Annotated in this window: 11 protein-coding genes; 6 read left to right on the forward strand and 5 right to left on the reverse strand. The window is 46.3% G+C overall.

The features are described 5' to 3' along the window. Window positions 1–4: 4 nt before the first annotated feature. Window positions 5–976, reverse strand: coding sequence for an SPFH domain-containing protein (locus tag ACN0QW_RS01310; protein ID WP_417428082.1), 972 nt, complete (start codon window positions 974–976; stop codon window positions 5–7). A gap of 299 nt (window positions 977–1,275) precedes the next feature. Here ACN0QW_RS01310 and ACN0QW_RS01315 point away from each other — a divergent pair, with 299 nt between their 5' ends. The 4 genes from ACN0QW_RS01315 to speE all read left to right on the forward strand — a co-directional run bounded on the left by ACN0QW_RS01315 (window position 1,276) and on the right by speE (window position 3,802). Beyond that, window positions 1,276–1,473, forward strand: coding sequence for a DUF4170 domain-containing protein (locus tag ACN0QW_RS01315; RefSeq protein WP_162200100.1), 198 nt, complete (start codon window positions 1,276–1,278; stop codon window positions 1,471–1,473). Window positions 1,474–1,486: 13 nt separating this feature from the next. Further along, window positions 1,487–2,248: a hypothetical protein gene (locus ACN0QW_RS01320; RefSeq protein WP_417428084.1), complete on the forward strand. Its 762-nt coding sequence runs from the start codon at window positions 1,487–1,489 to the stop codon at window positions 2,246–2,248. A 151-nt stretch (window positions 2,249–2,399) separates the two neighbouring features. Continuing rightward, window positions 2,400–2,957: an adenosylmethionine decarboxylase gene (gene speD, locus ACN0QW_RS01325; RefSeq protein ID WP_417428086.1), complete on the forward strand. Its 558-nt coding sequence runs from the start codon at window positions 2,400–2,402 to the stop codon at window positions 2,955–2,957. Further along, window positions 2,954–3,802 carry a polyamine aminopropyltransferase gene (speE, locus tag ACN0QW_RS01330; protein WP_417428088.1) on the forward strand — a complete coding sequence of 283 codons (849 nt, stop codon included), beginning with the start codon at window positions 2,954–2,956 and terminating at the stop codon, window positions 3,800–3,802. The genes speD and speE overlap by 4 nt, the downstream gene beginning before the upstream one ends. 52 nt (window positions 3,803–3,854) lie before the next feature. Here the strand turns inward: speE and pabB are convergent, their stop codons facing one another. The 3 genes from pabB to ubiA all read right to left on the reverse strand — a co-directional run bounded on the left by pabB (window position 3,855) and on the right by ubiA (window position 7,513). Further along, window positions 3,855–5,693, reverse strand: a complete 1,839-nt coding sequence (pabB, locus tag ACN0QW_RS01335) for an aminodeoxychorismate synthase component I (protein WP_417428090.1) — start codon at window positions 5,691–5,693, stop codon at window positions 3,855–3,857. 189 nt (window positions 5,694–5,882) lie between these two features. Continuing rightward, on the reverse strand, window positions 5,883–6,557 hold the full coding sequence (locus tag ACN0QW_RS01340) for a class I SAM-dependent methyltransferase (protein WP_417428092.1): 675 nt from the start codon (window positions 6,555–6,557) through the stop codon (window positions 5,883–5,885). 11 nt (window positions 6,558–6,568) lie between these two features. Beyond that, window positions 6,569–7,513, reverse strand: coding sequence for a 4-hydroxybenzoate octaprenyltransferase (gene ubiA / locus ACN0QW_RS01345; protein ID WP_417428094.1), 945 nt, complete (start codon window positions 7,511–7,513; stop codon window positions 6,569–6,571). A gap of 95 nt (window positions 7,514–7,608) precedes the next feature. Between ubiA and ACN0QW_RS01350 the strand changes: the two genes are divergently transcribed. After that, window positions 7,609–8,400, forward strand: a complete 792-nt coding sequence (locus ACN0QW_RS01350) for a 16S rRNA (uracil(1498)-N(3))-methyltransferase (protein ID WP_417428096.1) — start codon at window positions 7,609–7,611, stop codon at window positions 8,398–8,400. Window positions 8,401–8,457: 57 nt separating this feature from the next. Next, the gene (locus ACN0QW_RS01355; protein WP_417428098.1) at window positions 8,458–9,822 is read left to right on the forward strand and encodes a glutamate--cysteine ligase; all 1,365 of its coding nucleotides are present in this window, start codon (window positions 8,458–8,460) and stop codon (window positions 9,820–9,822) included. A 230-nt stretch (window positions 9,823–10,052) separates the two neighbouring features. Here the strand turns inward: ACN0QW_RS01355 and tldD are convergent, their stop codons facing one another. After that, window positions 10,053–11,483 (reverse strand): metalloprotease TldD, encoded by a 1,431-nt coding sequence (gene tldD, locus ACN0QW_RS01360; protein WP_417428100.1) that lies wholly within the window; start codon window positions 11,481–11,483, stop codon window positions 10,053–10,055. Window positions 11,484–11,573: the final 90 nt, after the last annotated feature.

Genomic DNA, 11,573 nt, shown 5'->3' on the forward strand with positions numbered 1-11,573 from the left:
TGATTTATGCTCCGCCTTTGCTGTCAGTGGACCAAGGCGATTTGGATGATGTTGTGCTGTCATCGCCAAGAGCTGCTTTTGCCAGTTCAGCAACACCTGCGATCGAACCAAGAATGCCTGTCGCTTCCATTGGCAAAATCATTGTTTTCTGGTTTGGAGAATCTGCGAACTTGCCAAAGGCCTCGACATATTTTTGGGCGACAAAATAATTGATGGCCTGGATGTCCCCCTCGGCGATTGACCTGGATACTGATTCAGCCGCTTTTGCTTCGGCTTCGGCTTCACGCTCACGGGCTTCGGCATCGCGGAAAGCCGATTCTTTACGCCCTTCAGCCTCCAGAATGGCGGATTGTTTAAGGCCTTCGGCTCGAAGAATTTGTGCCTGACGTACGCCTTCTGCTTCGAGAATGTTAGCCCGTTTGTCACGTTCTGCCTTCATCTGACGGGCCATGGATTCAATCAAATCAGCCGGCGGTGTAATATCTTTGATATCAATACGTGTGACCTTCACGCCCCAAGGCGCGGTTGCTTCGTCGACAACAGTAATTAGCTCGGCGTTGATTTTGTCTCGTTGTGATAAAAGTGCATCGAGGTCCATAGATCCCATAACGGTACGTATGTTTGTCATGGTCAGGTTCAGTATAGCACGCTCAAGATTCCTGACTTCATACGCAGCCATTGCCGCATCGAGAATTTGATAAAAGACAACACCATCAACTTGAACAGAGGCGTTATCCTTGGTGATAACTTCCTGTGATGGAACATCCATAACGGTTTCCATCATGTTAAGTTCGGCACCAACGCGGTCAACGATTGGAACAATCAAATTCAATCCGGGAGATAATGTTTTGGTGTATCTGCCAAATCTTTCAATCGTGTATTCAGTTCCCTGAGGTACGGACTTTACCCCCATAAGAACGAGTATGACCGCGAGCACGACGACTGCGATAGCAAAAATGGAAAAAGCCGAAAGCATGTTAACCCCTTGAATGAATTTTTAAAATTTATACAACCTGTGCGATGAGTATAGCGTAAAAAAACAGAAACTGAATTCTTAAATATTCGTATCGTTTATATTGGTGTTTTAATCTTAAGTTATTGTTTTGCAAGGGTTCTGCTATATGTGTGATTTGTCTTTGATACTTTTTTACGCATTTTTCTGAATTTTTTTCTATTACTCTTTTGTTAAGGGGCCTATAGTACCCAGAAGTGCGTATGTACCGAGACAATTTCGGCGATTAGTATAGAGTAACAGTAATGGCACAACAGTTTTTTGTGGTAGGCGGCGAATATGCAGATACATCTTTCTGCGAAGCCGTTGGGGGGGACGAAGAGTGGATCGGCCCGTTTGCAGATTATGAATCCGCAAAAAAAGAGTGGTCACGTAGAGCGTGGCTGACGGTCGATGAGTGCACAACGCGTTTCCGGATTGAGAGAGTCGATAAAGACGCTCCTCCGCCCTGTACCGACTAAATAATGTAATCTTATGCCTTGGGAACTTCCGCGTGACCAGAGTAGCAGGCTTCGCTTGGCAAAGGGATATCCCTTTATTGCCCCTGAAACGTCATATCTATTTGTAGATGGGCGAAGTGAAGACTTCTCTAAAGTTACTGAGTACGGGATCAAACTTTCAGATCGAAAAGCTGTTATTGCACATGGCTCAAACCGTGCGCCAGAACAGTTGTCGCGAAAGTTTGTTGGGCATCCTTCGGGGCAAGATCCGATTCCCTTAACGGCTATTTGGCTGCATGATCACGATGTGGTCTATTCCGCACATGTTGCGCGCTATGGGGCCGTTGCTGCCGAACTGGTATATTGTCCTGGAACCAGTGTTCAGGTTTTTCTGACATGGTTAACCGATGATCAGCTCGTCCGTATGCATGAAACCGAGCTGCCGGGTGGCAACTATTCTTATGGACATGTTCAATGCCAATGGGAATCGTCAGAAAATCATGATTTGCCGACTGATCCCAATCGTCTCGCCGTTTATCGTAGCTCGTTTGGGGCGTTCAATTTTCATGGCAAGCCTCTTGCCTTAAGTGCCATACCAGCAATAAATCGCAGGTATGATGCTCTTGGGCAGGAAGAAGTATTAAGGTTGGTTCACAAAGGCCATGGGACTGACCAAGATCTTGATGATGCAATCTTGAAATTTATCGAAGCATCGCAATATAGAAGCAAGGTTGTGGAAGCTGTCAGAAAACAATCATTGGATGTTTTTCATCCTTCCTATAGTATATCCCGTTAATATACCTATTCAGTGCAGGTGAGTTTTTTCCTTGCATTTGAAAACGAGGTTCTTTAAGACCGCGCAACATCGTGGCTTTACAGGGGTTTTTTGCATTCGGCATTAAACCGCGATTGAGCCAAAGTCATCTACTGGTTGGGGAGGACGCTAAGTGTCGACTGCACACGCCCTCTTCCAATTGGGGATGGACTTGAATCAAGGTTCAAGCACCACCCAAACGGAAGAAAACGGATCCGCTTGTCGGACTGGTATTGAAACTAAAAATGTCGAAGCTTCGAATGTCGTTGCCTTGGATGAAGAGCAAAAGGATTTCTTCATTGAACGTGATGGCGAGAGGTTTGCCGGCACCCATTTGATCATTGATCTTAAAGGGGCTCGTCGGTTAGATGATTTAAAGTTTGTCGAAAATACCCTTATCGAATGTGTTGAAAGGTCCAAAGCGACCTTGCTGCATATACATTTACATCACTTTACCCCTAACGGCGGCGTTTCTGGTGTCGCGGTTTTGGCTGAATCACATATTTCCATTCATACATGGCCCGAAAAAGGCTATGCGGCATTGGATGTGTTTATGTGTGGTGATTCAGAGCCTCACAATTCAATTGATGTTCTGAAAGAAGCTTTTAGCCCTGACGAAGTTCTGGTTGAAGAAATTCGCCGTGGAAAAGAAATTAGGACTCAAGAAATGGGCAGGACCGAAACAGAATGAAGAACTGGGTGACAGAGGAACTGCACGCAGATATTCATTCGAGTTTTCGTGTCAAAGAAGTTCTTTTCGATAATAAAACAGAACATCAGAACCTCGTTATTTATGAAAACGAGGTCTATGGTCGGGTTATGGCCTTGGATGGTGTAACCCAAATTACGGAACGGGACGAGTTCATATACCATGAAATGCTTGCCCATCTTCCGATCTTCGCCCACGGAGCCGTTAAAAAGGTTCTTATTGTTGGTGGCGGTGACGGGGGCATGCTGGAAGAGGTGCTAAAACATCAAACTGTTGAGAAGGTAACAATGGTCGAGCTTGACCGAACAGTTATCGAACTTAGCAAAAAGCATCTTCCTATGATTTGTGGAAATGCGTTTGAGGATCCGCGATTAGATCTTGTGATCAAAGATGGCTGCCTTTTCATGAAGGAATGTTCGGGAAAATACGATCTTATCATCGTTGATTCGACAGACCCGATTGGCCCCGGCGAGGTTCTCTTTACAGATAACTTCTACACAGATTGCAAATCATGTCTTGAAGAGGGCGGCATTCTTGTCACCCAGAACGGGGTCCCGTTTTTGCAGGCTGATGAGCTGAAATCCACATTGACGTTCTTTAAGCCGATCTTTGCCGAGGCGACATGCTATCTGGCCACAGTGCCAACTTATGTTGGTGGCCCGATGGCTTTTGGTTGGGGAACGGATCAAAAGGGTTTGAAGGATATGTCACTGGATCAATTAGAAGCACGTTATAAGGCAGCTGCTATTGAAACCAGATACTACACGCCAGAGATTCACCGAGCAGCCTTTGCTCTTCCTGGATATGTTCAGAAACTGGTTGCATAATCTAACGGATTAGCCTGTTTCAAGGCGTTCGGTTTATATACGAAGGGAGCTTCTATGCTCCCTTTTCTATTTCCTGCGAAATGCACTGAGCGCGCATTAGATTACGAACCGAATTTCCAAAGAAAACGGTGTCTGCTACTGCAAGATCATCAAGTGTTAGAACTTTTTCTGTGATGTCTTTGTAGCCTGTTTTGAGCAGGTACGTTCTAAATGTACCATTTAAGACGCCACTGGAAATAGGTGGTGTGAACAGCTTGCCATCAATTTCGATAAAGACATTGGTGCGTGCGCCTTCTGTAATCTCACCATGTTCGTTGGTGAATAAGACTTCTGTGCAACCTGTGAGCTGATTTTGTCTGGCAAGTTCGTCTTCGTAAAACTCTCGACGGGTTGTTTTATGGTAAAAGAATATATCACTGCTATCGGCAGTCTTTTCTGAGACGACATAGCCTATAGGCTTTTGAGGATCGGGTTGCTCTATTGATGTGGCTGTGACTGTTGTCGAGCCATCTTTATGCAGTAAAAGCCTGACGCGCTGTGTACCCTTGAGCTCTATGCTTTGCAAAGCCGAACATATATTTTCTTTCTCAAAAGGATAAGCGAAGAAACCTGCAGAATTTTCAAGACGTTCAAGATGTTCTTCAAGAAGGAAATACCCCGTTTCTTCTTCCCATCGTAGTGTTTCTATCAGATCAAAAAGGGGTTTTGCGTATCCAGCCAAATTGCCTGATAGGAACTGTCCTTTGAGAAGGCATTCTTGGTATTCTGCTTCAGGACTGGAATCGTACACAATGCCACTACCAATACCCATTTCACCTTTGCCCATTTTGTCCATCATCAGGGTGCGAATGGCGACATTAAATCTGGTATCGCCGTTGGGTGCGATATGTCCGATACTTCCTGTATAGACGCCACGGGGCTGTTCTTCCAACTCGGAAATGATTTCCATGGTGCGCACTTTGGGGGCGCCGGTTATTGAGCCACAAGGGAAAAGCTGCGTGATAAGGTCAATGGGGCTTACTTCGGATCGAAGCTTCCCGACGATATTCGACGTCATTTGGTGCAGAGAACGATAAGTTTCGACCGTAAAGAGTTCAGTAACCTCTATGGAACCAACTTCGCATACGCGTCCCATATCGTTTCTCAAAAGATCAACAATCATCAGGTTCTCAGCACGTGATTTTTCGTCTTTTGTGAGCCAGACTTTATTTTCGTTGTCTTCTTTGGGGCTTTTTCCGCGCTGGACAGTCCCTTTCATTGGTCGGGTTCGTGCTTTGGGCCCTTGCGTTGACAGGAATATTTCAGGGGATAAAGAGAGAATAGAATGGTGACCTGTTTCAATATAGGCACCATTGCTGACATTCTGTCGCTGCCTGAGTTCCTGAAATAAGGCTATTGGGTCGCCGGATATATCAAAATGATGTTTGAACGTGTAGTTAACCTGATAGGTGTCGCCGGCTGCGATATAATCCTGAACTTTGTGAATGGCGGTGCAATAGCTTTGCTCATCCATTGAAGGCTTCAGGTTTGTAAGATTATAATCACCGGACCGTTGTTTTGCGAGGAACTTATGTGCTTCTGCCGGATTAAGGGAGATTGCTTCTTCGAAGGATCCAAACCACAGTAAAGGAACATTACGGCTTGTGTCCGGTGGTAATAAACACGAAAGCTTGTCTTCGAGAAGGTAGCCTAACTCATAAGATAAAAAGCCAGCTAAGTGCTTTCCAGCTTGTCTTTCCTGGTCCATCAAAGCGAAAGTCGCATTCAGCTTCTCGGGACTATTACAGCTAATGATATTACTTGGATTGATGAACAAAACCGAACCTTTGCCAGAGAGCGTGTCATCCAGCAGTACAAATGGTTTTGTTTGCTTCTGTAAGTACTCGTTCATCAGGCCAACAGTCGGTTCAATTTAACAGGAGAGCTTTAGCGTGCTCTTACACTTAGGTCCAGTTTTAAGCTTACTTGTCAGAGGTTATCGTCAAAAAAACAAGGTGTAATCTTATTCCAAGCTTAGCAGCAGTCAGATAGCGTCTTGTTATAATGAGAAACCGTAGTCAGAAAAAGATTAATGCGCTTTTTATGAAGGTTGTTCATCCCGAGGGAATTCCCAAACACAGGCATTTCGTACATCGGTATCTTCCAAGGCAGAGGATGTCTGTACACCATAAGAGATTAATTTCTTTAATCCAGACTTTGGAAGGTAGGTTCTTCCCGGGTCCCCCATCAGAACGATCACGCCTGTCTTGGAAAGTTGCCAAAGCCAGGATGTGATTTCTTTGGCCATTGGCCCTTCATAACAAACATCACCTGCGAGGATCACGTCCCAACCCTGGTTGTCTTTTCCCACCAAATTCTCTGTCGTCGTTGCGAGACTTACTTTGTTGTTTTCAGCATTCAATTCTGTGGCGGCGATGGCAAAGGGATCAATATCAGTAGCAAGGACTGTCTTTGCCCCTGACATCTTTGCAGCTATGGCTTGTATGCCACATCCACAAGCAAAATCGAGAACGCGTTTGCCTCGGACAATGTCAGGGTTATCTCGAATGTATTGAGATAGAGCTTGGCCGCCAGCCCAAGCAAAAGCCCAGAAGGGCGTGGGAAGTTGTAGTTTATCTAGCTCTTCTTCGCCCAGTTGCCATAGCGGTAGATCCTGACAGGCCAGATAAAGTTCTATTTCATCTCCAAGAAGCGGCGTCCCCGTTGATCGAGTGTTTTGGGTGATGAAATTCTTGGGGTTGGAAATTGGCGTCATTTAAGGTTGGGCTATTTGATTGTAGCGGCAAGGTAGATCCCAGCCAGAAAAATCCATCCAATATTTCTATTGGATTTGAACTTGTTTAAGCAGTCGGCTGGATCATCAATCTGAACGGTGGTTACTTGCCAAAAGAAATGAGAGGCCAAACCTGCAACTCCAAGCCAAAAAGGCCATTGTAATCCCATAATAAATCCTGCTGCGGCAAAGCAGAGCGTACAAATGCTGTAAAAGAGCACGAGCCAATGCTTTGTTTTGTCCCCCAGTTTCAATGCTGTGGATTTTACACCGACCAATGCATCGTCCTCTTTATCCTGATGTGCATAAATAGTGTCGTACCCAAGTGTCCAAGCAATCCCGCCGATATAAATGAGAAGAGGGGGGAGGCTGAGGTCGCCTCGTACAGCGGCCCACCCAACCAAGGCACCCCAGTTGAAGGTCAGGCCAAGCCATGCTTGGGGCCAATAGGTTATACGCTTCATAAAGGGATAGCAGATTACCAGCAATATGGCTGATGCGGCTAAAATAATGGTGTAGGTGTTGAACTGAGATAATACCGCGAGCCCAATGGCAAGTTGAAGGGCAAGGAAGGCCACGGCTTGTTTCATGGATAACTCGCCACTGGCCAGAGGACGTGTGGCAGTGCGCGCTACCTTCTTGTCATACTCTCGATCAGCCATATCGTTTATAGTGCAGCCCGCGCCCCTCATTGTAAGGGCGCCGATTGCAAAGAGTGCCATGAAATAGAGCGGCGCAAAGGGACTGCCGATTTGATAACCGGGCGCACTGGTTGCCAATAACATCGACCACCAGCAGGGAAAGAGTAATAGCCAGGTTCCAATCGGCCTATCCAGTCTTGCCAGACGCAGATATGGTCGGGTCCATGCGGGGGATATTCTAATGATTAAACGATCATTCGCGATGTCACTAGCATTGTCGCTGGCATTATTGGTCATATCGGCGTTGTGTTATCTCTTTTGTGGGTGTTATCTACTTGTTTAATTATGAGTGATACACCTGAAGTACTGCTTTGTGAAGGTAGGTTCGAGAGATGGAACGTGTTGTAACCAGACTCTATGTTGAAGAATGCTTGAGCCAAGGGGCTACTGTTGGCCTTGATGCCGCGGGTGCGCATTACCTGCGGTCTGTCTTGCGACTTAACACGGGCGCACGAATCGGTCTTTTTAATGAGCGAGACGGCGAATGGCTTGGTGTGATCGAGGGATTGGGCAAGGGATGGTGTTCGCTACATATTCAAGAGCAGCGCCGTAAACCTGCACCGGAACCTGATATTTGGCTGGTATTTGCGCCAATTAAGCGTTCGAGGATAGACTTCCTTGCCGAAAAAGCCGGAGAACTTGGTTGTTCACGCATCTTACCTGTTTTTACCCGTTACACAGATGTTAAGCGAATTAACCGTGATCGGCTTGCTGCACATGCAAAGGAATCAGCCGAACAATGTGAACGCTTGTCGGTAACAGAAGTTGATGATGCCGTATCATTGGACAAACTCATCGATAAATGGCCTGATGACAGGCGTTTAATGGTTTGTGCGGAATTTGGGGATGCAAAGCCTATTGCAGAAACCCTAACAGAAATACTGGTTAAAGAACCAGATGCCGGTCAACGCCCTTGGGCAGTATTAATCGGTCCGGAAGGCGGTTTTGCTGAAGAAGAGCTTGAAGCTCTTCGTCGCCTTCCTTATGTGACACCAATAGGTCTTGGTCCAAGGGTACTTCGGGCTGATACCGCTGCTGTTGCAGCCCTGTCATGTTGGCAGGCAATATTAGGAGATGGGGGTATGCGCCCACCAAAAGGTACAACGCCGGTCACGGTTGCCTGAATTCAGGCAATTCTGAGTTTTTATTTTAAACGACGACCGAATAAATGGAATGTAAATATGTCCGACGCTTCTTCCTCATCAACCGTAATTACGGATAAAGCCCAACTGATTTCCTATCTGGAAAGCGGTAATAAACCTAAAGATCAATGGCGCATTGGGACAGAGCATGAAAAGTTCGCTTTTTGTGATGAGACTTTTAAATCGCTGAAATTCGATGGTGAAAAATCAATCAAGATGATCCTTGAAGGTCTTGCCAATCGGTTTGGTTGGACCCCGGGTTATGAAGGCGACAATATTATTGCGCTAACAGATAGCGGCGCTTCGGTCACATTGGAACCCGGTGGACAGCTTGAGCTTTCTGGTGCTCCTTTGGAGACAGTGCACGATACCTGCCGTGAAGTGCACTCTCACCTGCATCAGGTTAAGGAAATTACCGAACCGCTTGGCATTCATATGCTTGGAATGGGGTTCAATCCGAAATGGGGGCAGGAAGGCGTCAACTGGATGCCAAAGGGCCGATACAAGATTATGCGCGAATATATGCCAAAACGCGGTAATCTTGGTCTGGATATGATGACGCTAAGCTGTACTGTTCAGGTTAATCTGGATTTTTCCAGCGAACAGGACATGATCCACAAATTTCGTACCAGCTTGGCATTGCAGCCTATTGCAACGGCCCTTTTTGCGAATTCTCCCTTTAGCTATGGTAAACCCAACGGGTTCTTGAGCTATCGTAGCCATCTGTGGACTGATACTGATCCTGACCGCTGTGGCATGCTTTCTTTTGTGTTCGAAGATGGTATGAGCTTTGAGCGCTATGTGGATTACGTTCTCGATGTGCCAATGTATTTTGTTTATCGCGATGGTAAATATTTGGATGCCAGCGGTGAATCGTTCCGTGATTTTATGCAGGGAAAATTGAAAATACTCCCCGGCGAATTGCCAACGTTAAAAGATTGGGATGACCATATTACGACGGCTTTCCCCGAAGTGCGAATGAAAAAATTCCTGGAAATGCGCGGTGCTGATGGTGGTCCGTGGAAATCTCTGTGTGCTTTACCTGCTTTGTGGGTTGGTCTGCTTTATGATCAATCGGCGTTGGATGCCGCATGGGATCTGGTGAAAGACTGGACCGATGAAGAACGCCAATTGTTGAGAGCGGAAGTCCCGGCCAAGGGTTTGTCTGCGGTCGTCCGTGGCCAGAAACTTCAAGGTTTGGCAGAGGAAGTCGTAAAAATAGCAGCCAGCGGTCTGGAGAACAGAGGACGTATTGATGGCCAAGGACGTGATGAAGTTCACTTCCTTAATACGTTGATGGAGACAGCTGAAAGCGGAGTTACCCCAGCTGAAGAAAAGCTCAAAGCTTATTATGAACGCTGGAACGAGTCCGTTGACCCTGCATTTATTGAGTATGCTTATTAAGTAAGCCCTCACGGCTAAGTGAGGTACTCGACGCAGTTAAGTGACTTAATTTAAAAGCTGATTACTCTTTATGTGGGTGATCAGCTTTTTTTGAAAAGATCGCAAAAAAAGCCCCGGAATTAACCGGGGCATTAAAATATCGATACAAGGGTCGATAGGAGGTTGCATTTAGAATACTACTTTGAATTGAATTAAGGAAGTATTAATTTACAACCCAAATGTTCTTTGGTTTAGGCCGTGCCGCCAACAGTAATGCCATTGATCAAAAGAGTGGGCTGTCCAACACCAACGGGAACGCCTTGGCCGTTTTTGCCGCAAGTGCCAACGCCATCATCCATTTCCATATCATTACCAACCATGGAAATTTTTTGCATGGCATCAGGACCGTTTCCTATCAAAGTGGCACCTTTTACAGCTTCCGCGACAATACCGTCTTTGACTTTATAAGCTTCCGTGCAGGCAAAAACGAATTTACCTGACGTAATGTCGACCTGACCACCGCCAAAATTCACAGCGTAAATGCCATCCTTCACAGATTTAAGCATTTCCTTGGGGTCGTGTTCGCCGTTCAGCATCACTGTGTTTGTCATGCGTGGCATTGGAATGTGGGCATAGCTTTGTCGACGACCGTTGCCTGTAGAATTCTCGCCCATTAGTCGAGCATTTTGACGATCCTGCATGTAGCCAACAAGAATACCGTCTTCAATCAGGGTTGTGCATTGAGACGGCGTGCCTTCATCATCAACCGAGATTGATCCCCGGCGATCCGCGATGGTGCCGTCATCAACAACGGTAACGCCTTTAGAGGCAACGCGTTCACCAATACGATCACTAAAGGTTGATGTTTTTTTACGGTTGAAATCGCCTTCCAGACCATGACCAACGGCTTCGTGCAGTAGAATCCCAGGCCACCCAGGACCAAGAATGACCTGCATTTCACCAGCAGGTGCGGGAACAGCATCCAAATTAACAAGAGCTCGCCGAATGGCCTCGTCAGTTCCCTTTTGCCAATAAGCTGGATCAAGCAGGCTGTCATAAACAAAGCGGCCACCGCCACCATAAGACCCGCTTTCCATTTTGTTGCCCTGTGCAACAGTGACTGAAATGTTTAGGCGTACCAATGGGCGGATATCAGCAACTTTGTGGGCGTCAGCGCGAATAATCTGTACCGCTTGCCATTCGCCGGAAATAGATGCGCTAACCTGAACTACTCGAGAATCCTTTGCGCGGGCATAGGCATCAATATCACTGAGCACTTTGATTTTGGTTTCAAAAGCACAGGCAGATAGGGGGTTGTCTTCGGTGTAAAGCGCTGAGTTTGTTCCCTGTGGTGAACCTGCCATAGTGCCGGAATGTCCGCTGTGAACGGCTTGAACTGTATTCACCGCGCGCTTAATGGCTTCTTCACTAAGATCGCTTGCATGGGCATAGCCTGCACTGTCCCCCGCGATTGCACGAAGTCCAAATCCCTGAGATGTGTCAAAGCTGGCATTTTTCAGACGACCGTCATCGAAAACCATCCCTTCGGATTGGCGGTATTCAAGATAGAGCTCACCATCGTCGGCACCTGTTAGTGCATTATTGACAATGTTTTCCAGCCGTTTTTGATCCAAATTGGTGTGGTTGAAAAAAAGATCGTCGGTTGTGGCAATGTAGCTCATAAATGGATTCCTTCAATATACCTATGAAGACAATATACGTGCTCAAAGTGAGAAGGCCAATGATCTTGGCTTCCAAATTAAAGGGAATCT

This window comes from Kiloniella sp., assembly GCF_048259265.1.
In the GTDB taxonomy this organism is placed as follows: domain Bacteria; phylum Pseudomonadota; class Alphaproteobacteria; order Kiloniellales; family Kiloniellaceae; genus Kiloniella.

Coding starts and splice junctions, on each gene's coding strand:
- ACN0QW_RS01310 (WP_417428082.1), bottom strand. CDS start 976: ATGCTTTCGGCTTTTTCCATTTTTGCTATCGCAGTCGTCGTGCTCGCG.
- ACN0QW_RS01320 (WP_417428084.1), top strand. CDS start 1,487: ATGCCTTGGGAACTTCCGCGTGACCAGAGTAGCAGGCTTCGCTTGGCA.
- speE (WP_417428088.1), top strand. CDS start 2,954: ATGAAGAACTGGGTGACAGAGGAACTGCACGCAGATATTCATTCGAGT.
- pabB (WP_417428090.1), bottom strand. CDS start 5,693: ATGAACGAGTACTTACAGAAGCAAACAAAACCATTTGTACTGCTGGAT.
- ACN0QW_RS01340 (WP_417428092.1), bottom strand. CDS start 6,557: ATGACGCCAATTTCCAACCCCAAGAATTTCATCACCCAAAACACTCGA.
- ubiA (WP_417428094.1), bottom strand. CDS start 7,513: ATGACCAATAATGCCAGCGACAATGCTAGTGACATCGCGAATGATCGT.
- ACN0QW_RS01350 (WP_417428096.1), top strand. CDS start 7,609: ATGGAACGTGTTGTAACCAGACTCTATGTTGAAGAATGCTTGAGCCAA.
- ACN0QW_RS01355 (WP_417428098.1), top strand. CDS start 8,458: ATGTCCGACGCTTCTTCCTCATCAACCGTAATTACGGATAAAGCCCAA.
- tldD (WP_417428100.1), bottom strand. CDS start 11,483: ATGAGCTACATTGCCACAACCGACGATCTTTTTTTCAACCACACCAAT.